The sequence below is a fragment of the Parashewanella hymeniacidonis genome (assembly GCF_016900895.1).
GTDB classification, from domain to species: Bacteria; Pseudomonadota; Gammaproteobacteria; order Enterobacterales; family Shewanellaceae; genus Parashewanella; species Parashewanella hymeniacidonis.
Genome location: NZ_JAFEUN010000023.1, coordinates 23,220 through 46,492 on the forward strand (window position 1 = coordinate 23,220; position 23,273 = coordinate 46,492).

Consider the following 23,273-nt stretch of genomic DNA (forward strand, 5'->3'; position numbering starts at 1 on the left):
TTGGCACGTTAACTGCCTTACAAAACCAACTGACTGATTAAATAAAAAATTACAGCATTAGGATTAAGGACAACCACAATGAAATTGAAAGCACTTGGGATCATCATTGCAAGTAGCATTGCGCTATCAGGCTGCATTATTAACGTGAACGGTAAAACATCAGGACCCACCCATAAGGAACATAAGTCCTTAGAGCTTAATGCTAGTGATTTATCTGCATTTAAAGCCGCCGTTGGTGCGGGTGAACTGTCCATTAAAGGTGTCCGCGGACAGACCGATGTCCGAGTCGAAGCGGACATTAACACCTACGATGATGTGAGCTATACATTAACGCTTGAAAAATCGGGGAATAAAGCTGAATTGATTGCTGAGTTCGACAATAATTTCAGTTTCAACCGTTCGCCTTACATTGATTTAGTAGTGACTGTCCCGCAACAAATGATGCTGGACATCCATGATGGTTCAGGCCCTATTAATATTCGTGGTGTCGATGCTGATATCAATATTAACGATGGTTCTGGCAGCATCGATTTAGTCGGTGGCCAAGCGGTGAGCATTCAGGATGGATCTGGTTCAATTTCAATTAGCAATGCCAAGCAAGACATTGACATCGCCGATGGCTCAGGTGGGATTGAAATTGATGGCGGGCAAAATATTGATATCAACGATGGTTCTGGCAGCATTTCGGTAAGTAACACCAATGGCAAACTCGATATTGATGATGGTTCCGGCAGTATCGACATCGATCATATCGGAGGTAACACCAAGATTAATGATGGTTCAGGTTCGATTTCAGCACATCATATCAACGGTAAAGTCACCATTGATGACGGCTCAGGCAGTATTGATGTCGAATACACCAAAGGGTTAAACATTATTGATTCAGGCTCAGGCGGCCTGAGATTCAAACATATTGATGGGCCAGTATCTGTCGACGAATAAGACAAGGCTCGTTGTAAATAAACTTCCCGACGCAAAACTGATTAATAACACTATCGCCTTATTTCTCAGTTTTGCTCCCCATTGATATTAAGGTTAATTTTTTTGACCGAGGCATTTTCTTAATTTCAATTTCTCGTTTAAGTGCGGTGCTTTTATCATTAACTTGCTCACGATACCGTAACTCCAACGGCCCTTTTCCCTTCAAAAATTTGGCCGCTTTAGTGCCACCTGATTGATGCTCTCGAAATCGTCGCTCAATATCTGTCGTACATCCTGTATAAAGTAAACCTTTGTGAGTCTGAATGATGTATACCCACCATGGCTTTGTTTCGAACTCATTGTTATCCATTCAATTTCACTTATAGCCCTAATAAGCGCATACTATACCTTGCTGACAATACAGTGTGTTAGCACATTCTCAGGGCGGGGTGTGATTCCCCACCGGCGGTGATCAAAGTGATTTGTAAGCCCGCGAGCGCCTGTTCAACTTAAATGATGAATAGGGACAAGCAGATTTGGTGAGTGCTGAGCTTTACGTTTAAGCATAATTCCAAGGCCGACGGTGTTGCTGTTTTTATCAAATAGCTCAGTCCGGATGGGAGAGAATAAGTAGCTGTCGATCAGTTATTTAATAGACAATCAGCGAACATTCCTGTCATCAGGAAGCGTCGCTATTTCTGTTGCGCTTTTGGCTGCCTTTTTTCAACATGAAACGGGTGCGGCAAACGGCGCTGTTCTTCATTGCCCTGATCCAATATTTCAATGTTTCTTATAAGGAAAATATTATGGATCAGTCCAATCCAACTATAGCGGCTATCAGCCGTGTTAATCATGCACTTGAAGCGCTGCAACAAGGGTGTGGCGTACTGCTGATGGATAATGAAGCTCGTGAAAACGAAGCTGACGTCATCTTCTCAGCACAGACACTGACAACATCACAAATGGCACAGCTCATTCGAGATTGCAGCGGTATCGTTTGTCTGTGTTTAACAGGAGCACGAATCAATCAATTGCAAATACCCATGATGGTAGAAAACAACACCAGTCAGTATGGCACTGCGTTTACCATCAGTATTGAAGCCGCTTATGGTGTGACTACGGGTGTCTCTGCGGTCGATAGAGTCTCTACCGTTAAAGCAGCCATTAATGAGCTCGCTAAACCGAGTGATTTAGCCCGTCCCGGTCATGTTTATCCATTGAGAGCACACCTACAAGGCGTACTCGGTCGTGGTGGGCATACCGAAGGTACCATCGATTTAATGACCCTTGCAGGTTTAAAACCAGCTGGCGTGTTGTGTGAGCTGATGAACCCTGACGGCACTATGGCCAAAGGTAAACAAGTCGAACGTTACAGCCAGCAGCACGATATGCCAATGCTATGGATTGACGACATTATCGCCTATCGCCTACAAGGTGAGCAGCAAGCGAGTTAATTAAATGCGACTGCCGTTTTTCAACTTAGAAAAGCGGCAATTCAATGCGAACTGTATTCTTTGTCTAAAATACCCTTCTGTTTTAAATGCTGTTCGAGCCGATTTAATCTAACGAACGTCGTCATCCCAAATAAAAAACCAACAACACCGATAGTCGTTCCGACAATTGCAACTGTTCCCATAGTGACGTTCCTCATTAATTTCAGGCACAAAAAAAGCTATACCTAAGTATAGCTTTCAATAATTCACGAGTGGAAATTACTTAAGTCGTAGCAGATTAACTATTCAACCGTAATTTGCGCATTCATTACGCTGTCATGGCCTTTACCCGCCAGCATTTCTAAATCTTTATCGATAAAGAACAGTGCTTTACCATCTTCGCCAACCAGACGGATTTTATCAACGATAGACTTAAACAACTTTTCTTCTTCATGCTGCTCAGCAACATACCACTGTAAAAAGTTAAAGGTTGAATAATCATGATTTGTGAAAGCAGAATGTGCGAGCTCATTAATCTTTGCCGTGATCATTTGCTCGTGTTCATAAGTATGCTCGAACAACGACAATAATGATTCAAAGCTAGAAGGGGGTGAATCAATCGTACCAATTAGAGGTAAGCCGCCAGTTTCACTGACATAAGTGAATAAGCGGCGCATGTGCCCCATCTCTTCTTCGGCATGATCACGCATGAATTTTGCCGCACCTTCAAAGCCTTGATCTTCACACCAAGCGCTCATTTGTAAATATAAATTCGATGAGAAGAACTCTAAATTAATCTGTTCGTTTAAATTTTCAATCATAGGTTTGGCTAACATACTCTTACCTCAAGGTCTTATCGGACCGCCACCGTACTGCATTCTTGAGCTACATTGTGCGGCAGTTAAGATTTAAAAGCAACAAAATCTCACTAACTCATTGTTAAATAGTAATTATTTTTATTTTCACAATTAACTTGTTTTTGATCAAACAGATATGCGAAAAAGAAGCATGATCAACAGAAGCACTTGATCACCAGATGCACAAAATGTGAAGATGCATCTTTATCAAATTCAATCGCTTGATCTGAGGTCGTTTTATGTCGCATGCCGTTGATCCCTGTGCAAAACCTGGTTTAATTCACCCAAATGATGCTTTACCAAAACTGCTGGAACAAGTCACTCCGCTGTCTCGCACTGAACGTTTACCCATCAACAATGCATTAGATCATGTGCTTGCCGAAGACATCACTTCAAGCATCAATCTTCCTCCTTTTGATAATTCTGCAATGGATGGTTATGCTTTTCGTTTTAATGAGTTATCAACTCAGTCAGCAGAAACAAATTTCACACTCGTCGGGACTGCATTCGCAGGACACCCTTTCGATGATGATATTCCGAGTGGTGGCTGTATTCGAATCATGACAGGAGCACAGGTACCTGCGTCTCTGGATACGGTACAAATGCAAGAACTAACTGAAGCGAACGATAATGTCATTAGCATCACTGCACCTAAGCGAACAGGCGTCAATGTGCGTAAGCAAGGTGAAGAAGCCAGCATTGGACAAGTTATCTTAACAAAAGGAACTAAAATCGGCGCTGCTGAACTTGGTGTATTGGCTACATTGGGCGTTGCAGAAGTCACGGTATACAGTAAAGTAAAAGTGGCATTTTTTTCAACAGGCGATGAACTACAACCTGTCGGTACAGAGCTAAAAGCAGGCCAGATTTACGACTCCAATCGCTACTCTATTCAAGGATTACTCACTAAGTCTCAAGTGGAGTGGATCGATTTGGGCATCATTGAGGATAACCCAGAGTCGATTAAACAAGCGTTTATTGAAGCATCTTCACAAGCTGATTTAGTCCTTACTTCAGGTGGTGTATCAGTGGGTGATGCCGATTACGTCAAACAAGTCCTCAATGAAGTCGGTGAAATCACCTTCTGGCGTCTAGCAATGAAACCCGGAAAACCGTTCGCCATGGGTAAATTGGGTGACGCAATTTTCTGCGGGCTACCAGGCAACCCAGTAGCGTCCATGGTGACTTTTTACCAACTGGTACAACCGATCATCAATAAAATGAAAAATTTGCCTCATTCTGACCCATTGAAAGTCAATGCGAAGTTAACTCACGCCATTAAACGCAAACCGGGTCGAGTTGAATTTCAACGCGGTATTTTAACACGTAATCACAATGGCGAATTGGAAGTGTCAACGACCGGAGCGCAAGGCTCAGGAATGTTAACCTCAATGAGTGTCGCTAATTGCTTCATTCACATTGCGATTGATCAAGGTGAGATTAACGCTGGTGAAACTGTGATTGTCGAGCCATTTTCAGGTGCGCTAAGTTAATGCAACATCATCAAGAAATACTCTCTGATGAAGAGACACTGAGATACAGTCGCCAAATATCCATTAAGGCCATCGACTTTGAAGGTCAAGAAGCATTGAAACAAGCTAAGGTGCTGATTATTGGTGTTGGCGGTCTTGGTTGTGCTGCCAGCCAATATTTAGCTGTAGCAGGTGTGGGCGAGCTCACTTTGGTTGACTTTGATACTGTCGAACTCTCCAATCTTCAAAGACAAGTGTTACATCAAGACGCCGATATTGGCTGTGCAAAAGTACATTCTGCTAAAGACAGTTTGTTACTCGCTAACCCGCATATTAACGTCAATGCAATCCACGGGTTGTTAAGTGATGATGCTTTATCTGAGCTAATTGAACGACACGATATCGTTGTCGATTGTACCGACAACTTATCAGTACGCCAGCAACTAAACCACATTTGTTTTGATCAAAAAACGCCTTTAGTTTCAGGTGCCGCCATTCGTATGGAAGGCTTAATAACGGTCTTTGATTATCAGCATGAATCCCCTTGTTATCAATGTTTCAGCCAGTTATTTGGTGAGCAGCAACTCACTTGTGTTGAGTCAGGAATTTTAGCGCCTGTCATCGGGGTAATGGGCAGTTTGCAAGCGGTTGAAACCATCAAGCTTATCTGCGACATCGGCCAACCGCTTATTGGTCGAGTGTTAATGTTTGATGCGATGACATTAGAAATAAGGCAAATGAAACTGAACAAAATGCCAAGTTGCTGCGTATGTAGTGGTTAGTTATGTATCTCATACGGATAATCGATGCACATTTTAATCCTGGGTGGTGTCGGTGGCATAGGTGCCGGCATGATAACCGAAGCAAGACGTCGTTTCCCGACGGCAGAAATTCATGCCACTTACCATAAGCACACATCAGACAACTTTGACACAAGCGTGATTTGGCATGAAGTCAATATCTGCGATGAAGCAGAAGTCGAAACACTGGCCAACCAGTTTGATGAATTACAACTTTTGATAAATTGCGTTGGTTTATTGCATCTGGACAGTCAACTGCCTGAAAAATCCATCAATCAATTCAACCCAGATTTTTTTAACGCCAATATTCAAATTAATGCTCTGCCCAGCTTATTGCTGGCAAAACATTTTCAAACCGTACTTAACCGATCAACATTAAGCTATTTCGTCACCGTATCAGCAAAAGTAGGCAGCATCAGCGATAACCGTTTAGGTGGCTGGATGAGTTATCGTTGCTCTAAAGCTGCGCTTAATATGGCACTTAAGACATTAAGCATAGAATGGCATCGAACGGCACCTAACATCTGCGTATTATCATTTCACCCAGGGACAACGGACACGGCATTATCAAAGCCTTTTCAGGCACGCTTACCACAAGGGCAATTGCAAACACCTGCACAAACGGCTCACTACTTTTTTGACTTGTTGTCTAAACTAACCACTGAAGACAGTGGCAGTTTTATCGACTATGCTGGCAATAAACTCCCTTGGTAATTTTGATTGATTCATGAAAAGCATCATTGTCGCACCGGATTCATTTAAAGAAAGTTTAACCGCAACCCAAGTTGCCGATGCCATAGCAGAAGGTATTCTCGCCGTAAATCAGAATATCGAGGTGATAAAGTTACCAATCGCAGACGGTGGTGAAGGCACGTTAGATGCGTTATCAGGCCTGATCCCCTGCACCAAGATTCCCAGTTTAGTGACAGATGCACTTGGTCTACCGATGCACAATCATTTTTTACTTGCGAGCAATCAACGCATAGCGATGATTGAAGTTGCGCAATCTTGTGGTCTGGCACAAATCGCTCCAAACCAAAGAGATCCGATGCAAGCCACTAGTTATGGCGTAGGGCAACAAATGGAATTAGCCATCGAACTCGGTGTCGATGAAATCGTTCTGGCTTTAGGCGGCAGCGCAACCAATGACTGCGGCGCAGGACTACTACAAGCATTAGGTGCAAGATATCGAGATAAAAATGGCCAAGAAATCTTAGTGTCAGGTGGAAACCTCTGCCAAATAAAATCTATCGATATTTCAGAGCTTAACCCCAGACTGGCTAAAACAAAGATCACTTTATTGTGTGATGTTACTAATCCTCTTTTCGGTAAAGCGGGTGCCAGTCATACATTCGGTTCGCAAAAAGGCGCATCAGCACAGCAAATTGATATTCTTGAAAACAATATTCAGCACTTCGCCGTCTTACTGGATGCTAAGTTTGGAAAGCCACTGAGTAATATTGAAGGCGCTGGAGCGGCAGGTGGTATTCCAGCTGTTTTAATTGCTATTTGCAATGCACAGTTAACATCAGGAATTGATTATATTTTAGAGCGGTCTGAATTTTCTACCCATCTGCAAAATGCTGATTTAGTCATTACAGGCGAAGGTAAAATTGATACACAAAGTGTTGATGGGAAAGCACTCTCTGGAGTGGCAAAACAAGCCATGAAAGCAGGCGTTCCCGTTATTGCATTAGCTGGAAGTGTAACCTGCGATGTTAACTCCTTAAATAAAATTGGCATTACTGCCGCCTTTAGTATCTGCAATCAACCACTCACGCTAGAACAAGCCTTTAAAGATACTTCAGAGAATTTGAAACGCACGGCTGAAAACGTTACTCGTTTGTTATTGTGCTAAAAGTGGATTAACAAATAACCTTTGGTGATCGTATAGAATGAAACTAGCTTTTGGACAAAAGCTTGCCAGAAATTAAAAATAACTGTTAGCAATTCGGATTAAAAAATCTAAGGATAGATCAGCTGACCATCGAACTAAACCAACGCTGGCAATTCGCTGCACCATCACGCCTTAATTTATCCATTAGTTTGCAATAAAATGTTAGATATTGCATTTCCAGCTACACCTTTAAGTAACATACCAAACTCTGTGCAGAGCTTGCCATATTTTTGCAATGCAAATGGGGGCGTTCGAGAATATGTGTACGATGACAGAATTGCTCCTCTTCTATTTACCTTTATGACTATTTGAGTTTCTGCATAAAAAATAATTACTTGCATTGGTAGGATTATCTTTAGGCGCAATTGATTTGATCATTTTGCAATGTAGGTAAAGCAAAAGTCACTCAGGAAGATGAATGCAAAACTTGCTGATGTAACGCTTAGCCTTCCTTTTGAACGCCTAGATTAAATTACAGCTTTAGCCCTATTATCCTTAAAAGCAAATAACAAGCTTGAACCGTCTGTAACAATATGATAACAATTGTATTGACCTTTAGTTACTGGTCAACAAATAAAATATTAGGGAATGCGAAATGATGAATAATACATTTAAGCGATCATTATTAGCCGCTGCAGTTGCAACAGGATTAAGTGTCGCTTTACCAGCTTATTCTGCAAGTAATACAGCGGGTTCTGTTTACGGACAAGCTGATGCAAACAGTAAGATTACTTACGCAAATGAAAGAACTGGGATTACCAGAACTGTTTCGGTTGGTTCTGACGGTAAATTCAGTATAAACAACGTACCTCCAGGTAGATACAAGGTTACTGATTCAAATGGAGTTAGTAGAGAGGTCGAAGTAAAAATTGGTGTAGGAACTTCCGTAACATTCGATCAAGGAGTTGAGACAATAGCTGTTTTAGGTTCAAGAATTAATGCTATTGATACTTCTTCTGTAGAATCTTCAGCAGTGTTTACATCTGAAGATATTGAGCTTTTACCAGTGCAACAAAATGTTGTCAATATAGCTCTACTGACTCCCGGAACGACTCAGGGAGGTTCAAATTTCGGAAGAAACTTACCATCTTTTGGTGGTTCATCCATTGCCGAGAATGGATATTACATCGATGGATTTGATGTAACCAATTTACGGTCACTTTTGAATTACGCAAAACTTCCTTATGATGCTATTGAACAAACTCAAGTAAAAACTGGTGGGTATGGAGTTGAATATGGCCGCTCTCTTGGTGGAATCATCAATGTTGTAACTAGAAGCGGCTCTAATGACTGGGAATTTGGCGGAAGCGTTAAATATACCCCTCATCAGTTAACAGCTACTGCAAAAAATGTTGTAAGTAAGAATACTCCTGATGTTTACACTGGCTACTATTCAGAAAATACTCATGATGATTTGTCCTATACATTATTTGCCGGTGGAGCAATCATTAAAGATAAGCTCTTCTTTTTTGTAAATGCTGAAGGTCGCAAAGATTCGGATGAGTATTTTTATAAAGATCAAAGTAGAATTTATGATCGAACTAATCCAAATTACCTCGCTAACTTAGATTGGTATTTGAACGAAGATCATCACTTCCGTTTAACTCATATTGGGAATAAAGTTACACGCGAACGTCAAAACTTTGAAAATCCTTATGACGATGAAGGAAATAGACTGGAGTTTACAGGACGCCACGGTATACCTTCGTCAGACTATGACCTGAAATCTGGTGGTGACATATTTATTGCACGATATACCGGCTATCTAACAGATGATTTTAGTGTTCGTGTCTTATATGGACAATTAGAGCATGAATATGAAGTAACTCCTAATTTAGAAGGAGGAGATTGTGCTTATGCTTGGGATACTACAGGTGAAAAACAATGGGCACAACGTGATAGAATTGGTTGCTGGAATCCAGTGCAAAACCTTGTAACATCAGACTTTCCTATGAAGGATGAACGTGAAAGTTACAAAGTCGATTTTGATTGGACGATAGGTGATCATCATCTCCGATTTGGTTACAACCATGAGAACTATGACTCTTATGATCCTGGCACTCAATATTCGGGTGATATTTACTACAGATATATTGATGGCGCAGAGTACAATGGTGGTGTAGTTAATGGCGTAGACGTTGGTGTTGGGACAAAAACTGTTCGTGTCAGAACATATAATACAGATTCAGCATCTTTTTCTTTAATTAATACTGCTTGGTATTTAGAAGATAACTGGCAAATAACCGACAACGTTTTGGCTTACTTAGCTGTACGTGGTGAAACATTTGAAAATACTGATGGCAATGGCGATACATTCATTAAATCAGAAAATTTAATTGCTCCTAGGTTCGGTATTTCTTGGGATATCAACGGTGATAGCTCCCAAAAACTTTACGCAACTTTAGGTCGTTACTATATTCCAGTTGCAACAAACACTAACATTCGAGCTACTCGAGGAGAGGTTTTCACACAACAGTTCCATTATGTCGATGGTTTTAACCCTAGTGACGGTACTCCAGTCGGTCTTGGAGACCAGTTTGGTGGGACTATTCTGGATGAACAAATTGCTGATCCACGTAAAATTGCTGATCAAAACTTAAATCCAATGCACCAAGATGAGCTAATTATTGGATATCAATATGCATTAAACGAAGATTGGACTCTAGGCGTGAAATTCATGGGACGTACTATCCAAGATGGTATGGATGATTACTGTGGTCACGATGGCTTCATAGATTGGGCAGCAGATAATGGCTACAACAACTTTAACCCTTCAGATTTACAAGGTTGTATTGTAATAAACCCAGGACGAGATGTTACTTTAGATATAGACGTTGATCATAGTGGTAACCTAGAAACTCATACGATAGATAGTAAATATCTCGGTCTTCCTGAGTATAAACGTCACTACTTAGGTCTAGAATTTACTGCTGAAAAGTCTTGGTCAGATAACTGGAAAGGTAGTTTCTCCTACGTTCTTTCGAGAGCATTTGGTAACGCTGAAGGATATGTTAACTCAACATTAGCCCAAGAAGATGCTGGGGCGACTCAAGATTTCGACCATGGTCGATTTATGGATGGAGCCTATGGTGATCTACCTACAGATCGTAGACATCAATTTAAATTCTATGGGGCGTATCAATTTAATGACGAATGGACAGTATCAGCTAACTTATCTGTAACATCTGGTATCCCACTAAGCTGTAATGGTTATATCCCATTGGAAGGATTAAAACAAGATCCATCAGGTAATGGGAGTACAGCTTACGATTACCATAATTTTGAACGGTATTCAGCTTCAAGTTTCTACTGTAAAGATGAAAATGGGAACCCGACTCTTACTAAAAGAGGCGATCAAGGGCGATCAAACTGGTTATTTGACACTAGCTTGAGTGTGGTTTATAAACCAGAAGCCTTTGAAGGTTTAACTCTTCAAGCGAGTGTCTATAACGTATTTAACACACAAAGACCTAATACGTATGACCAACAGTTAGACTTGGCACGTGATAATAATGAACAAAGCAAAAACTTCTTGAACGCTACAGGCTATCAAGATCCGCGAGAAGTTCAATTTATTGCACGTTATAGCTTTTAATTTATTGTAATTAGAATGTATCCCTAAGTTATTCCCTGGTAACTTAGGGTTATAAAGCCAAGCCCTACGATGTTTAGGGCTTTTACTATTTTTTATTGACTCAATATTTATTTAGTGTTTAAAGAACTTGCCACCTTAATTCTAGTTGCCTTATAAAAACTAATCGGAAAAATCACCCTTATCGATTTCTAGAGTTGAAGCACTAACCAAGTTTGGGGCAAAACCAAGCCAGTAATTTCAGATAACGTTGATGGCTGCAACATACCCCATCGAAGTTGTTGAGGATATGATTGAATGCAAAATGGCGTGGGCGAGACATGGACGTCGAGCCAAGCTCTGGGGTACAGGATGTACCATCAGAGCTGTTAGAAATTTATTCAATCATATCCGAAACGCTCAGCTTCGTTTGGGCGGCATGGGATGATGCAAGAAGGGATTTGCTGGAGAATCCCTTTTTGCTCGGGTGTGGGCAGAAAGCCCACGACTTTGTAAACTTCGCAGAAGTTTTGCCTTCAAATACAAAAGCCACTGGACACCCGCTTTCGCGAGTGTGACGCTAATGACTTGAACTTGAATGTCTCAGGCCAGCCAATTTTGGGGCAAAACCAAGCCAGAAACTTCAGATAACTTTGCGGGTTGCAACTTTCTCCATCGAAGCTGTTGAGGATATGATTGAATGCAAAATGACATGGGCGAGACATGGACGTCGAGCCAAGCTCTGGGGTACAGGTCGTTCTCGCACATCCGTGTGCTTCACGACATTCAGGCGTCCTGCCTATTAGATTTACCATCAGAGCTGTTAGGCATTTATTCAATTATATCTGAAACGTTCAGCTTCGTTTGGGCGGCACGGGTTGATGCAAGAAGGGATTTGCTGGAGAATGACCTACATACAAAAGGCACTGGACACCCGCCTTCGCGAGTGTGACGGTAATATGTTGAACCTATATCATTGAAACTAATCAACCATATGGCGTGAACCAATTACAGCACCGTCACAGTCTTCAATATAAAACCACCGTTATCACATGTTCGGATAATTCGGACCACCGCCGCCTTCTGGCGTCACCCAAGTGATATTCTGGCTTGGATCTTTAATGTCACAGGTTTTACAGTGAATGCAGTTTTGACCGTTGATCACAAATTTCTGTTCGCCCGCTTCTTCCACGACTTCATAAACGCCTGCTGGACAGTAGCGTTGCGCAGGCTCATCAAACTTAACCAAATTAACTTGAATCGGAATTTGGGCATCTTTCAACTTAAGATGACATGGCTGATCTTCTTCATGAAAGGTATTTGATAGATAAACCGATGATAATTTATCAAACGTCAGCTTGCCGTCTGGCTTTTGATAATCAATTTTACTGTAAGCCGACGTTTCGGCCATTTGCGCATAATCAGGCTTTTCATCACGTAATGTAACTGGGAACTTGCCACCGAACCAATTTTGATCAATATAGTTAAACGCACCACCCATCAACGTACCAAACTTGTGCAGAGCAGGACCAAAATTACGTGAACAGTATAGCTCTTGATATAACCAACTTTGTTCAAACTTATCTTGGAAGCAATCTAAATCTTTACCGCCTTCAACGCCAGCCATCAATGCTTCAGCGATGGTTTCGGCAGCTAACATACCACTCTTCATAGCAGTATGAGTGCCTTTAATTTTAGCGAAGTTAAGAGTTCCAGCATCGCAACCCACAAGCAAGCCACCAGGGAAGCTCATTTTAGGGAGTGAGTTTAACCCGCCTTTGGCAATAGCACGTGCGCCATAACTAATTCGCTCACCATTTTGTAACTCTTTTGCAATAACAGGGTGAGTTTTATAACGCTGAAACTCATCAAATGGGCTTATATGGGGATTCTGGTAGTTTAAGTCAACAATTAGCCCAACAACGACTTGGTTGTCTTCAATGTGATACAAGAAGCCACCGCCTGAAGCGCCTTCTGTTAATGGCCAGCCACCTGTATGAACAACTTTTCCTTGCTGATGTTGCTCATCAGGTACCTTCCAAATTTCTTTAAACCCTAAGCCGTAATGTTGTGGGGTTTTGCCATTATCTAGATTGAAGGTTTCAATTAATTTTTTACCAATATGGCCGCGGCAACCTTCAGAGAATACCGTGTACTTGGCATGCAATTCCATGCCCGGCATATAACTGTCTTTTGGCTCACCATTTTCGCCAACACCCATATCTCCGATTAAAATGCCTTTAACACTGCCATCTTCATGATATAACGCTTCGCTTGCTGCGAAGCCTGGAAAAATCTCTACGCCTAGGTTTTCAGCTTGTTCCGCCAACCAACGACTCAAGTTACTCACACTGATAATATAATTGCCATCATTGTGCATCGTTTTAGGCACAAAAGCGTTTGGCATTAAACGGCTGCCATCATCAGAGTTCAACAAATAAATTTCATCATGAGTGACACTGGTTTTTAGTGGTGCATCTTGAGACTTCCAGTCCGGGAATAATTCATCCAATACCTTTGGTTCAAACACAGCACCTGAAAGAATATGAGCTCCAACTTCAGAGCCTTTCTCCACGACACAAACGGTAAACTCTTTACCTGAGTCTTTTGAGATTTGCATAAGTCGACAAGCCGTGGCTAACCCAGCAGGGCCTGCACCAACAATGACTACGTCAAACTCCATTGATTCGCGTTCCATCATTTCACCTTTATTTGTTGAGCCTCCGACTTTATTTTATTTACGATATTCGTCGGATGTTATTTTTGATTATTGCTATGACATTTCGCCACCTTACCGCAAAATGAGTATTTTTCGAAATACACCATTCAAGGATAACGAGCAAAGGTTTACGTTTACGTAAATGTAACACAAATTAATCTGGGTACAAACTCGCACAATTGAACCAAACCGGTTTGTAAGCTTGATTTAGCTCAAGAATTGTCAAATAAGCGCTATCAGCGTATTCAAAGATACGTCTATAATTGGTTTCGAGTATCTGATCATAGGGCCTTTTTAATGATTGCCATATTCAGGTACCTAAAATCTCCGAGCTTTTTTTTCTAAGTCTCCGGTCTGATGCTATTCAACCGTGAAGATATGGAAATCTAGCCGTGGCGATGTTGCCACCAGGGTTAAGTGCAGAAATGTCTTGGCCTCCCGAATTTGGAAAGGTGATTATGTCTGATCTGTTAGATGACTTTGGTCGTAAATTTAACTATTTACGGCTATCTATAACCGACGTTTGTAATTTCAAATGTACTTATTGTTTGCCTGATGGTTACCAACCTGAAGGGAAGCCTCACTTTTTGCGCCTTGATGAAATTGGCCGCATTGTTAATGCCTTTGCCAAAGTCGGCACCAAAAAGCTGCGTATCACAGGTGGTGAGCCGAGCCTGCGTAAAGATTTTACTGATATTATTCGTACCGTTGCTGACAACGATGCGATTGAAACTATAGCGACCACCACTAATGGTTACCGTTTAGAGAAACACGCCAAAACATGGTTTGATGCCGGTTTAAGGCACATTAATGTTTCTGTTGATAGTTTAGACCCTCGCCAATTTCACCAAATTACCGGTGAAAATAAATTCCAAGACGTCATGCGCGGTATTGATGCGGCACTTGATGCGGGATTTGAGCGAATCAAAGTCAACGCCGTGTTACTCAAGGATCTCAATGATTCAGATTTACCGAAATTCACTGACTGGTTAAAAGACCGTCCGATTGACGTACGCTTTATTGAGTTAATGGAAACAGGGCTGCATCACAATTATTTTAAAGCTCACCATTTAAGTGGCGACGTGATTAAATCAAGGTTGTTAGCACAAGGTTGGTTGCACCAGGTGCCAAAACAAACCGATGGCCCGGCGCAGAATTTTTGCCACCCTGACTATCAGGGACGCTTTGGTTTGATCATGCCCTATTCGAATGATTTCTGTAAAACGTGTAATCGCCTAAGGGTTTCGTCAAAAGGGAAACTGCACCTGTGCTTGTTTACTGAGTCAGGCATCGATCTACGAGACTTGCTGCAACACGATAATCAGCAAGATGAATTGATTGCACGTTTGCATGAGCAACTACATCAAAAGAAAGCGACCCATGACTTGCATCAAGGCATTACTGGGGTGACAAAACATTTAGCCTCAATCGGTGGTTAGTAAGTAATCACAAACTAAAGTAGGAATGATTATGGCCAAGTGCACGACAAAAGTGTTTGTTCCATTAAAAATTGCGGTAATGACGGTCTCGGATCGACATACGATGGAAACGGATACCTCCGGACAATACCTAGCAGATGCCATCAACGAAACTGGCCATCATTTATCAGCACGGATAATCTGCGTCGATAACACCTATAAAATCCGTGAAGTTGTGTCTAAATGGATAGCCTCTACTGATATCCAAGCCATCGTCATCAATGGTGGTACAGGCTTTACAACGCACGACAGCACACCAAATGCTGTTTCCGTGTTATTTGACCGCCCAATGGAAGGCTTTGGTGAACTTTTCAGATATTTAAGCTTTAAGGATATTGGGACTTCCAGTATCCAATCTCGCGCCATTGCTGGCATGGCCAATAAAACGGCGATTTTTTGTATGCCAGGTTCACCTGGAGCTTGCCGTTTAGGTTGGGAAGAAATAATAAAAGAACAACTCGACGCTCGCCATCGCCCTTGTAACTTCGTTGGCCATTTAAAATCAGTATCAAAGGACACAGATTAATGACTCAAACCTTGTCTCATATTAATGCTTCTGGTGAAGCACATATGGTGGATGTGAGCGAAAAAGACATCACTGTTCGCATTGCAAGAGCGCAGGCCTTTGTCGAGATGTCATCAGACACACTTGAGTTGATTCTATCGGGTAAGCACCATAAAGGTGATGTGTTTGCTACGGCGCGCATTGCTGGCATTATGGCGGCGAAGAAAACCCCCGAACTCATTCCTCTTTGTCACCCATTAATGCTGACTAAAGTCGAAGTTGATATCGAGGCCGAACCAGACAACAACCGAGTGCGGATAACCAGTCTTTGTAAGCTCAGTGGCAAAACAGGCGTTGAAATGGAAGCCTTAACCGCCGCCTCCGTTGCAGCACTGACGATTTATGATATGTGTAAAGCGGTGCAAAAAGATATGGTGATTTCTGCGGTGACCCTGCTTGAAAAGCAAGGCGGTAAATCAGGCCATTTTGTGCATAACCCAGAATAGTAACCAAAAATATAAGAACACAAATTATGATTACGATTTTATTTTTTGCACAAGTAAGAGAACGTCTTGGTGAAGCTAAGCTTGAACTTGAGTATCAAGACGATTGGCAACATGCCGAGCAAATAAGAGCAAAACTATGCGAGCGTGGCGCTAAGTGGGCCAGCACGCTTTCATCAGACAAATTATTAGTCGCCGTGAATCAAGAGTTATGTTCATTAGATCAGACTATCAAAGACGGTGACGAAATCGCTTTTTTTCCGCCTGTGACTGGAGGCTAATCGTGTCGACAATTAAGGTTGAAGTTCAACAAGCTGATTTTTCGGTAGCCGATGAGTATCAGCAGTTAAGCCAAGATCAGGCTGATGGTGCATTGGTTACCTTTGTTGGAAAAGTACGTGACTTTAATGACGGTAGCGAAGTGAGTCAGCTGACATTAGAACATTATCCAGGCATGACGGAAAAAGTGCTACATAAACTCGCACAGCAAGCTCGTCAGCGTTGGGATGTTAATCACATCACCATCATTCATCGCATTGGAACGATGTCACTTGGTGAGCAGATCGTTTTCATTGGTGTTTCCAGTGCTCATCGACAAGCTGCATTTGACACCTGTGAGTTTTTGATCGATTTTTTAAAGACTAAAGCCCCTTTTTGGAAACTCGAGGCAACAGATGCAGGCGATAAATGGGTTGATGCAAGAGACAGCGATGAACATGCGACGCTTCAATGGCAATAGATTAGTTTGGTTTTATCGACTCTTCATTGCCGTTTTTGCTTTAACTTTCAGTGCGACTTCTCTCTCACAGCAAGTTCCTCCTATTGCTGCTGCCGCCAACGTGCGTTTCGCTATGAACGATATTGCAAAGCAATTTACGCAACAATCCGGTATGCAGATTCGCTTAAGCTATGGCTCTTCAGGGCAATTAGTTCAGCAGATAAAACACGGTGCGCCTTTTCAGTTATTCATCAGTGCTGATCAACATTATGTTGATTGGTTAACGCAACAAGGACTCACCCAAGGTCAAAGCGTAATTTATGCTATTGGCCGCTTAGCGTTAGTCAAAGCCAAAGATTCGCCACTCACACTCGATCCAGAGCTTCAAGGTGTTTCTCGGTTACTGACTCAAGGTAAGTTGTCTCGTTTTGCAATTGCAAATCCAGAACATGCGCCCTATGGTCTGGCTGCGAAACAAGCGCTCGAACATCAAGGTTTATGGAAAAGGCTGCATAAGGAACTCATTATGGGTGAAAATGTTGGGCAAGCTGCACAGTTTGCTCTTTCAAATGCAACTCAAGGTGCCATTATTGCACTTTCGTTGGCTAAAGCGCCCAATTACAGCAGTAAAGTAGACTATGTTGCACTTGCTCCTGAGTTGCATCAGCCACTCCACCAAGCAATGGTGTTGACGAATAAAGCGGACAGCGTTGCCAAAAAGTTCTTTTTATTTCTGCAATCTCAAACAGCACAAGATACACTTAGAAAGTACGGGTTCGATATACCTACACTGAAATCACATTAGTCGTTTATAAAAGGCATTTCCTATCGATGGATTGGCAAGCTCTACTTTTATCCTTAAAACTCAGTAGCATTACGACGTTGTTATTGATCCCTTTGGCTATTATCGGTGCCAGAGCCTTGGCGTTTAAACAATTTAAAGGTAAGGCCTTCGTTGAAGCGATTTCAATGACACCATTGATTCTTCCACCTACCGTCATCGGTTATTATTTGCTGGTTGGGTTTGGCCAACAAAGCTGGTTAGGGCAACTACTTTCATCTGTATTAGGCAATGAACTTGTGTTTCACTTCTCCGGTTTGGTTGTCGCATCTCTCATCATCAATATTCCTTTTGCACTGCAGCCAATTCAAAGGGCGTTTGAGTCTATTCCTGAAGACGTTCGAGAAGCTGCAGCCTGTTGTGGTTTAAACCGCTGGCAATCATTAATCCATATTGAACTGCCACTTGTTTGGCCTGGTGTGATTACTGCAATAGTATTGTGCTTTTCGCACGTGTTAGGTGAATTTGGTGTCGTACTTATGATTGGTGGCAATATTGCTGGAGAAACCAAAACCTTATCCATCGCAATATATGACAGCGTGCAATCCTTTGATTTCCACGCCGCAGGTTTAATGTCTGCCCTGTTGTTGATATTTGCAGTGCTTACGCTGGCAATAACGACACACTTATCCAAAAGAGTGGGAATAAGACATGACCGCAGTTGATCAGCCTCACTTATCATGCAAGGTTCGCATATCAGAGCCTTTTCCTGTTGTTGCTGAATTTACAGCAAGCTCCAGCGATGTCATTGCGATTTTAGGTCCTTCAGGTGCAGGCAAAAGTACTCTCTTAAAAGCCCTAGCAGGCATTGCCACCAAAGCTAGAGGAGAAATTCGTTGTAATGGCAATGTTTGGTTGGATTCTAAAATACAACTCTCGCCTCAGCAACGATTCATCGGCTATGTTCCGCAACATTATGGTTTATTCGAACATCAGTCGGTCATCAATAACATTGTTACTGCACTTAAGCATTTGCCTAAACCAGATCGTTTCACTCAAGCTAAGTTATGGTTAGAAAACGTCGGTTTATGGCAACATAAAGATAAACGTCCGATACAACTGTCTGGCGGACAAAAACAGCGCGTAGCTTTGGCTCGGGCATTAGCCAGAGAACCTCAACTCCTATTACTTGATGAGCCTTTTTCTGCAGTCGATAATCAAACGAAAGAACAACTGCATTTGCAGCTGTTAAAACTTAAATCAGCCATTGAATGCCCTGTGATTCTAGTCACACACAACTATCATGAAGCCATGTTGTTGGCCGATAAAATATTAATTATTGATCAAGGCTATATCATTCAGCAGGGTACCCCCCAACAACTATTAACGTCACCCACTTCAACATTAGTAGCTAAACAAATTGGCTTAAAGAATTTAGTGCCAATAAGCAAAATCAAGCCATCAAGCGAAGGACTCTACAGCATACATTTCGGTGAACAACAACTGACCATACCAGCTCAATGTATTACACAATCGCAACAATTGACGACGTGCATATTACCGAGTAGATTCGGACAACACACTTCTTCACACAGTGTTTCGTTGCAACTTCGGCCCATCTCTTTTTTCCAAATTAGGGATGGACGTCGATTGTTAGCACAAGTGATCGGCACAGATTCTGTGATCGAGCTTGATATTGAGCAAGAGGTTGAAATATCTTTAGATACACCCTTGATTTGGGCGTTTGACCCAAACACAATAAAAACAATATAAATATCAACAAATTAATAAGTCAAGATCATCTAAATTATTTATGCGTTATGACAAAAACAGTCAAGATGATCAATTGTTAATCTCCCCGAAATATGGAATTAAAGTGTCTACAGTTAGACTAACTTCGTCTATGTTTGTCAGTCACTTTTTGAAGGTCACTTTTCAACGCTTTTTTCAGCGAACAAAAATTCATTAAGAGATTGATTGGTTCATGCTCAATAACAAAAAATAGAGCACGAAAATCGGGGAGAAGAAAATGCGTTGGCTTATCTGTTTGCTGCTTTACAGTAGTATTGCCACTGCGGCTCCTAATTTGTTATCTGTACTAACTCAAACACCATTTCAGAATCCAATTGATACGATGAGGAATATTGAGAATAGTACATCAGGGGTCATTACCCATTTTGCGATTGATACTAATAATTCGCCTATGCGTTACTTATTTACAGTATTAGATCCCAAAAAACATACGGTCACTCAACTCGAATATTGTGCCGTTGATGGCGTATTAATAAAGCGTAAAGCAACCACTTATGATTCTGATAAACATTCAGAATTAGCTGCAATCAACTTTATTTCTAAAAATAAACTATTATTTTCTGAGCTTGTAGAATTAGCTATACATAAAAATTCTGTGCATTTATTAAACGCAGAACTGGATCATGATCTAGGCATTAGCTATCTTGAATTAAAGCTGATCGATAATAATGGACGATATCGGCTAGCTTTTGATGTAGAGAAACTGCGTCCGTTACCATTATTGAAATGGTACTAAGGAGTGTTATGAAAGTCTTACTGGTTGAAGATGATGCAACTACTTTGGACTATATTGTCAAAGGTTTTACAGAACAAGGTCACAATATTGAGACGGCAAGTGATGGTCATCAAGGGCTTTTATTAGCCACCAGCAATCAATATGATCTCATCGTACTCGATAGAATGCTTCCTAGTTTAGGGGGCTTAAAATTATTAGCGGCAGTACGAGCAACAGGTAATCAAACACCAGTTATGCTTCTTTCTGCTCTGAGCCATGTAGATGAAAGAGTCAAAGGCTTACGTGCGGGTGGTGATGATTACATGACCAAACCTTTTGCGTTTTCTGAATTACTGGTTCGTTGCGAAAAGTTAATGCAACGCGGTCATACTCAACCAATGCAAACTCATTTGCGTGCAGGTCCATTAGAAATGGAGCTTCTTACACGTAATGTCACACTGGATGGACATGAAATCATGTTACAGCCAAAAGAGTTTCAATTGCTTAAATATCTCATGGAACATGTTAATCAGGTCATCAGTCGTACCTTACTCTTCGAAGCGGTTTGGGATTATCATTTTGATCCTCGCACCAATGTTATCGATGTTCATATCGCTAAATTGAGACGTAAATTTGAAGAGCTCGGCCACGGTGAATTAATTGAAACGGTAAGAGGTGCAGGTTATCGCTTACGGCAGAGGAATTAACCCTTATCAAAGTAGTGCCTGGCGAATCACCATTGTTTTTTCTGTACTCGTTACTCTGATTATTGGCGCATTACTGTTTGCGCTTTATCAGCAGTTGGTTATAGAACAACGATATCAGGTTACTGAAAGCTTAAAAGCAGAAGTTCAACGTTATCAGCAACTGGCAAAATCAGTCAGTCGCCAAAATTTTGCACGCCAAATTGAGGCCACAGACTCAAAAGCAGCTTTAGTCGCATGGAAAAATGGTGATAATGTCATCGGTGCACTCAGTTTCATGCCCGATGAAATGCCTTACTTGCCAAGAACCAAAGATTTCCCAATTCTCACAGCAGGGCCTGACAAGCTTCACATCTTAACGGGTGGCTTAGTCAAAACTCGTTATGGCCCAGTACTTATTGCATCTCGAACTGATCACTTTGCGTCCTTAATCGATAAGTTTGTAAGTGCTTCAGCCACAGCAGTAATGCTTACAGTGGTATTTGCATTAGCGCTGGGGTTCTTATTCTCTAAAGCCATTTTGAGGCGATTAATCCATTACAACCGTCTCAGTAAACAAATTGAACAAGGTCATTACAATACGCGTTTACCTGTAAGCTGGCGTAATGATGAGTTCGATATCCTTGCGCAAAAGTTTAATAATGTCCTCGACACGCTTGAAAATAATCTCACAGCCATTCGAGGAATTACCGACAATATTGCCCACGACTTAAGAACACCTTTGTCTCATTTACGCATTGGTATTGAGCAGCTCATCAATAGTCCTACGGATGATTTGCCTGATCATTGCGCTGAACTCCTTGAAGAACTTGACCATTGTCTAGGTACGTTTGATGCCATGTTATCTCTGACTCGAATTGAAGAAGGGCAATTAGCATTAGAGAAGCAACCTATTGAGCTCCACCACTTATGTCATGATTTAAGAGATATGGCTGAAGCATTAGCAGAAGTGAACGAACAGACTCTGTTACTAAATCTCGGGCGTGAATTTTCAGTACAAGCAGATAAGCACTTGCTGTTTCAAGCCTTATTTAATCTTGTGGATAATGCGATTAAATACTCTGGAACAAATGCCACGATTGAAATTCGTCAAAATGCCAATCGTATTGAAATTGTTGATAACGGACCCGGTATTCCAGACGAGCATAAAGAAAAAGTATTTGACCGTTTAGTGAGACTTGACCCTAGTCGACATCACAAAGGTACAGGGCTCGGTCTGTCTATGGTAAAAGCCATTTTAACCCGTCATAATGCAACGGTTAAGCTCAGTGATAACAACCCCGGGCTAAGTGTAACCATAGATTTCTAACAATTATTCAAACTAATGCAAAACTCTAATTATCAGATTCTGGCTGATGAACCACACTTCATCGTCATTAATAAGTCTCCAAATGTACATTTTCATAGCCAAAATGGCTCTGCTGGTGTGGTTGCTCAAGTTGAGGCAGATTATGATCTGTCTCTGTTCCCTGTTCATCGTTTAGATACACCAACATCAGGGCTATTGCTGCTCGCAAAATCCTCAGCAGCGGCCAATCAACTGGCTGAGCAATTCAAACAGCGACTCACTGAGAAATACTATCTAGCCATTGCCAAAGGGAAACCGAAAAAGAAACAAGGATGGGTGATTGGTGATATGACAAAGTCTCGCCGTAGCATGCACAAATTACTTCATACCAAAGCAAACCCTGCCATCACTCAGTTTTACAGTCACACAATTGCTGAACGGCTAAGACTGTATTTATTAAAACCTGATACAGGACGGACTCACCAACTCAGAGTCGCACTATCGAGTTTGGGTGTGCCCATTTTAGGTGATGATTTATATGGAAAACAGCAAAGTGATCGTTGCTACCTACATGCCTATGCATTGAAGTTTCAATTTAATAAACTGACCTATCAATACGTTTGCTTACCTTCATTAGGAGAGGAATTTCAACGGGAGTCTTTAAAAGTACAATTAGGGGTCTAAAGCCCAACGGTACGAAAACCTACGTTAAGCTTCTTAGATAAGTTAAATTATTGTTTTTTATCAGCCAGTTAAATCAGAGCTTAACTCAATTTCGATCTCTTCAATACTTGGGAGACTGGATTTCAGAGTTTCAGGCAGAGCTCGAGTTAATTCGTAATAAGAAACGCCAATGGGAGTATCAATCCCACGTAATGAATACTCAGCTAATTGGAGTTGCTTGCACTTATAAATCGGTTTGCTTGCACTTATCCGCCATTTTCTGCTCACATTGAATGATTCTATAAAAATTAGATTGGGTGTGGGTCTTTTACACCGACGTGTTTAATCACACTCATATAATCTCTGTTTCGATTGCTGTTTGTGATACTCCCAATATTTTTCAAGATCACCACTCGATCTCAAAGACCGTAGCTTT

The 23,273-nt window shown here is 41.5% G+C and carries 25 protein-coding genes and 2 riboswitches; of the genes, 20 read left to right on the forward strand and 5 right to left on the reverse strand.

Going from position 1 to position 23,273, the window contains the following annotated elements:
• Nucleotides 1-78: 78 nt before the first annotated feature.
• Nucleotides 79-942: a DUF4097 family beta strand repeat-containing protein gene (locus JQC92_RS06660; protein ID WP_204998919.1), complete on the forward strand. Its 864-nt coding sequence runs from the start codon at nucleotides 79-81 to the stop codon at nucleotides 940-942.
• Nucleotides 943-1,000: 58 nt separating this feature from the next.
• Here the strand turns inward: JQC92_RS06660 and JQC92_RS06665 are convergent, their stop codons facing one another.
• Nucleotides 1,001-1,291: a GIY-YIG nuclease family protein gene (locus JQC92_RS06665; protein WP_204998920.1), complete on the reverse strand. Its 291-nt coding sequence runs from the start codon at nucleotides 1,289-1,291 to the stop codon at nucleotides 1,001-1,003.
• A gap of 61 nt (nucleotides 1,292-1,352) precedes the next feature.
• A riboswitch (FMN riboswitch) is annotated at nucleotides 1,353-1,553 on the forward strand.
• A gap of 174 nt (nucleotides 1,554-1,727) precedes the next feature.
• Between JQC92_RS06665 and ribB the strand changes: the two genes are divergently transcribed.
• Nucleotides 1,728-2,375: a 3,4-dihydroxy-2-butanone-4-phosphate synthase gene (gene ribB / locus JQC92_RS06670; protein ID WP_204998921.1), complete on the forward strand. Its 648-nt coding sequence runs from the start codon at nucleotides 1,728-1,730 to the stop codon at nucleotides 2,373-2,375.
• A 41-nt stretch (nucleotides 2,376-2,416) separates the two neighbouring features.
• Here ribB and JQC92_RS06675 read toward each other — a convergent pair whose 3' ends face one another.
• Nucleotides 2,417-2,557 (reverse strand): hypothetical protein, encoded by a 141-nt coding sequence (locus JQC92_RS06675; protein WP_198677763.1) that lies wholly within the window; start codon nucleotides 2,555-2,557, stop codon nucleotides 2,417-2,419.
• 99 nt (nucleotides 2,558-2,656) lie between these two features.
• Nucleotides 2,657-3,190: a non-heme ferritin gene (gene ftnA / locus JQC92_RS06680; protein WP_204998922.1), complete on the reverse strand. Its 534-nt coding sequence runs from the start codon at nucleotides 3,188-3,190 to the stop codon at nucleotides 2,657-2,659.
• A gap of 260 nt (nucleotides 3,191-3,450) precedes the next feature.
• On the opposite strand from ftnA, the gene moeA reads away from it, so the two are divergent.
• The 6 genes from moeA to JQC92_RS06710 all read left to right on the forward strand — a co-directional run bounded on the left by moeA (nucleotide 3,451) and on the right by JQC92_RS06710 (nucleotide 11,399).
• Complete coding sequence (gene moeA, locus JQC92_RS06685) at nucleotides 3,451-4,704, forward strand: molybdopterin molybdotransferase MoeA (protein WP_204998923.1); 1,254 nt, start codon at nucleotides 3,451-3,453, stop codon at nucleotides 4,702-4,704.
• Nucleotides 4,704-5,465, forward strand: coding sequence for a molybdopterin-synthase adenylyltransferase MoeB (gene moeB / locus JQC92_RS06690; protein WP_204998924.1), 762 nt, complete (start codon nucleotides 4,704-4,706; stop codon nucleotides 5,463-5,465). Before moeA ends, moeB begins: the two co-directional genes overlap by 1 nt.
• A 24-nt stretch (nucleotides 5,466-5,489) precedes the next feature.
• Nucleotides 5,490-6,197, forward strand: coding sequence for an SDR family NAD(P)-dependent oxidoreductase (locus JQC92_RS06695; protein ID WP_204998925.1), 708 nt, complete (start codon nucleotides 5,490-5,492; stop codon nucleotides 6,195-6,197).
• Nucleotides 6,198-6,210: 13 nt separating this feature from the next.
• Complete coding sequence (locus tag JQC92_RS06700; protein WP_204998926.1) at nucleotides 6,211-7,341, forward strand: glycerate kinase; 1,131 nt, start codon at nucleotides 6,211-6,213, stop codon at nucleotides 7,339-7,341.
• Between the two features lie 634 nt (nucleotides 7,342-7,975).
• Nucleotides 7,976-10,975 carry a TonB-dependent receptor gene (locus JQC92_RS06705; protein WP_204998927.1) on the forward strand — a complete coding sequence of 1,000 codons (3,000 nt, stop codon included), beginning with the start codon at nucleotides 7,976-7,978 and terminating at the stop codon, nucleotides 10,973-10,975.
• A gap of 250 nt (nucleotides 10,976-11,225) precedes the next feature.
• Nucleotides 11,226-11,399 (forward strand): hypothetical protein, encoded by a 174-nt coding sequence (locus tag JQC92_RS06710; RefSeq protein ID WP_204998928.1) that lies wholly within the window; start codon nucleotides 11,226-11,228, stop codon nucleotides 11,397-11,399.
• Between the two features lie 600 nt (nucleotides 11,400-11,999).
• Here JQC92_RS06710 and JQC92_RS06715 read toward each other — a convergent pair.
• Nucleotides 12,000-13,649 (reverse strand): electron transfer flavoprotein-ubiquinone oxidoreductase, encoded by a 1,650-nt coding sequence (locus JQC92_RS06715; protein WP_204998929.1) that lies wholly within the window; start codon nucleotides 13,647-13,649, stop codon nucleotides 12,000-12,002.
• 334 nt (nucleotides 13,650-13,983) lie between these two features.
• Nucleotides 13,984-14,141: riboswitch (molybdenum cofactor riboswitch) on the forward strand.
• Here JQC92_RS06715 and moaA point away from each other — a divergent pair.
• The 12 genes from moaA to JQC92_RS06775 all read left to right on the forward strand — a co-directional run bounded on the left by moaA (nucleotide 14,129) and on the right by JQC92_RS06775 (nucleotide 22,858).
• A complete protein-coding gene (moaA, locus tag JQC92_RS06720; RefSeq protein ID WP_204998930.1) occupies nucleotides 14,129-15,109 on the forward strand; it encodes a GTP 3',8-cyclase MoaA in 981 nt (326 codons plus the stop codon). (Overlaps the previous riboswitch by 13 nt.)
• Before the next feature lie 31 nt (nucleotides 15,110-15,140).
• Nucleotides 15,141-15,674: a molybdenum cofactor biosynthesis protein B gene (gene moaB / locus JQC92_RS06725; RefSeq protein WP_204998931.1), complete on the forward strand. Its 534-nt coding sequence runs from the start codon at nucleotides 15,141-15,143 to the stop codon at nucleotides 15,672-15,674.
• Nucleotides 15,674-16,159 (forward strand): cyclic pyranopterin monophosphate synthase MoaC, encoded by a 486-nt coding sequence (gene moaC / locus JQC92_RS06730; RefSeq protein WP_204998932.1) that lies wholly within the window; start codon nucleotides 15,674-15,676, stop codon nucleotides 16,157-16,159. Before moaB ends, moaC begins: the two co-directional genes overlap by 1 nt.
• A 26-nt stretch (nucleotides 16,160-16,185) precedes the next feature.
• Complete coding sequence (moaD, locus tag JQC92_RS06735; protein ID WP_204998933.1) at nucleotides 16,186-16,437, forward strand: molybdopterin synthase sulfur carrier subunit; 252 nt, start codon at nucleotides 16,186-16,188, stop codon at nucleotides 16,435-16,437.
• Nucleotides 16,437-16,895 (forward strand): molybdopterin synthase catalytic subunit MoaE, encoded by a 459-nt coding sequence (gene moaE, locus JQC92_RS06740; RefSeq protein WP_420851301.1) that lies wholly within the window; start codon nucleotides 16,437-16,439, stop codon nucleotides 16,893-16,895. Before moaD ends, moaE begins: the two co-directional genes overlap by 1 nt.
• Nucleotides 16,867-17,679 (forward strand): molybdate ABC transporter substrate-binding protein, encoded by an 813-nt coding sequence (gene modA, locus JQC92_RS06745; protein WP_204998935.1) that lies wholly within the window; start codon nucleotides 16,867-16,869, stop codon nucleotides 17,677-17,679. The genes moaE and modA overlap by 29 nt, the downstream gene beginning before the upstream one ends.
• Before the next feature lie 26 nt (nucleotides 17,680-17,705).
• Nucleotides 17,706-18,380 (forward strand): molybdate ABC transporter permease subunit, encoded by a 675-nt coding sequence (gene modB / locus JQC92_RS06750; RefSeq protein WP_204998936.1) that lies wholly within the window; start codon nucleotides 17,706-17,708, stop codon nucleotides 18,378-18,380.
• A complete protein-coding gene (locus JQC92_RS06755; protein ID WP_204998937.1) occupies nucleotides 18,367-19,428 on the forward strand; it encodes a sulfate/molybdate ABC transporter ATP-binding protein in 1,062 nt (353 codons plus the stop codon). Before modB ends, JQC92_RS06755 begins: the two co-directional genes overlap by 14 nt.
• A 256-nt stretch (nucleotides 19,429-19,684) precedes the next feature.
• Nucleotides 19,685-20,203, forward strand: a complete 519-nt coding sequence (locus tag JQC92_RS06760; protein ID WP_204998938.1) for a hypothetical protein — start codon at nucleotides 19,685-19,687, stop codon at nucleotides 20,201-20,203.
• Between the two features lie 8 nt (nucleotides 20,204-20,211).
• Entirely contained in the window at nucleotides 20,212-20,889 is a 678-nt protein-coding gene (locus tag JQC92_RS06765; RefSeq protein ID WP_129946194.1) for a response regulator transcription factor, read from the forward strand.
• A 25-nt stretch (nucleotides 20,890-20,914) separates the two neighbouring features.
• Nucleotides 20,915-22,195, forward strand: coding sequence for a sensor histidine kinase (locus tag JQC92_RS06770; protein WP_338049497.1), 1,281 nt, complete (start codon nucleotides 20,915-20,917; stop codon nucleotides 22,193-22,195).
• Nucleotides 22,196-22,210: 15 nt separating this feature from the next.
• On the forward strand, nucleotides 22,211-22,858 hold the full coding sequence (locus JQC92_RS06775) for a TIGR01621 family pseudouridine synthase (protein ID WP_204998940.1): 648 nt from the start codon (nucleotides 22,211-22,213) through the stop codon (nucleotides 22,856-22,858).
• Nucleotides 22,859-22,918: 60 nt separating this feature from the next.
• Here JQC92_RS06775 and JQC92_RS06780 read toward each other — a convergent pair whose 3' ends face one another.
• Nucleotides 22,919-23,125: a hypothetical protein gene (locus tag JQC92_RS06780; protein ID WP_239480430.1), complete on the reverse strand. Its 207-nt coding sequence runs from the start codon at nucleotides 23,123-23,125 to the stop codon at nucleotides 22,919-22,921.
• Between the last annotated feature and the right edge of the window lie 148 nt (nucleotides 23,126-23,273).

Coding starts and splice junctions, on each gene's coding strand:
- JQC92_RS06675 (WP_198677763.1), bottom strand. CDS start 2,557: ATGGGAACAGTTGCAATTGTCGGAACGACTATCGGTGTTGTTGGTTTT.
- JQC92_RS06700 (WP_204998926.1), top strand. CDS start 6,211: ATGAAAAGCATCATTGTCGCACCGGATTCATTTAAAGAAAGTTTAACC.
- moaB (WP_204998931.1), top strand. CDS start 15,141: ATGGCCAAGTGCACGACAAAAGTGTTTGTTCCATTAAAAATTGCGGTA.
- moaC (WP_204998932.1), top strand. CDS start 15,674: ATGACTCAAACCTTGTCTCATATTAATGCTTCTGGTGAAGCACATATG.
- JQC92_RS06660 (WP_204998919.1), top strand. CDS start 79: ATGAAATTGAAAGCACTTGGGATCATCATTGCAAGTAGCATTGCGCTA.
- ftnA (WP_204998922.1), bottom strand. CDS start 3,190: ATGTTAGCCAAACCTATGATTGAAAATTTAAACGAACAGATTAATTTA.
- moaD (WP_204998933.1), top strand. CDS start 16,186: ATGATTACGATTTTATTTTTTGCACAAGTAAGAGAACGTCTTGGTGAA.
- moeA (WP_204998923.1), top strand. CDS start 3,451: ATGTCGCATGCCGTTGATCCCTGTGCAAAACCTGGTTTAATTCACCCA.
- JQC92_RS06715 (WP_204998929.1), bottom strand. CDS start 13,649: ATGGAACGCGAATCAATGGAGTTTGACGTAGTCATTGTTGGTGCAGGC.
- JQC92_RS06710 (WP_204998928.1), top strand. CDS start 11,226: ATGGCTGCAACATACCCCATCGAAGTTGTTGAGGATATGATTGAATGC.
- JQC92_RS06760 (WP_204998938.1), top strand. CDS start 19,685: ATGCGTTGGCTTATCTGTTTGCTGCTTTACAGTAGTATTGCCACTGCG.
- JQC92_RS06765 (WP_129946194.1), top strand. CDS start 20,212: ATGAAAGTCTTACTGGTTGAAGATGATGCAACTACTTTGGACTATATT.
- modB (WP_204998936.1), top strand. CDS start 17,706: ATGGATTGGCAAGCTCTACTTTTATCCTTAAAACTCAGTAGCATTACG.
- moeB (WP_204998924.1), top strand. CDS start 4,704: ATGCAACATCATCAAGAAATACTCTCTGATGAAGAGACACTGAGATAC.
- ribB (WP_204998921.1), top strand. CDS start 1,728: ATGGATCAGTCCAATCCAACTATAGCGGCTATCAGCCGTGTTAATCAT.
- JQC92_RS06775 (WP_204998940.1), top strand. CDS start 22,211: ATGCAAAACTCTAATTATCAGATTCTGGCTGATGAACCACACTTCATC.
- JQC92_RS06695 (WP_204998925.1), top strand. CDS start 5,490: ATGCACATTTTAATCCTGGGTGGTGTCGGTGGCATAGGTGCCGGCATG.
- JQC92_RS06755 (WP_204998937.1), top strand. CDS start 18,367: ATGACCGCAGTTGATCAGCCTCACTTATCATGCAAGGTTCGCATATCA.
- JQC92_RS06705 (WP_204998927.1), top strand. CDS start 7,976: ATGATGAATAATACATTTAAGCGATCATTATTAGCCGCTGCAGTTGCA.
- JQC92_RS06665 (WP_204998920.1), bottom strand. CDS start 1,291: ATGGATAACAATGAGTTCGAAACAAAGCCATGGTGGGTATACATCATT.
- modA (WP_204998935.1), top strand. CDS start 16,867: ATGAACATGCGACGCTTCAATGGCAATAGATTAGTTTGGTTTTATCGA.
- moaA (WP_204998930.1), top strand. CDS start 14,129: ATGTCTGATCTGTTAGATGACTTTGGTCGTAAATTTAACTATTTACGG.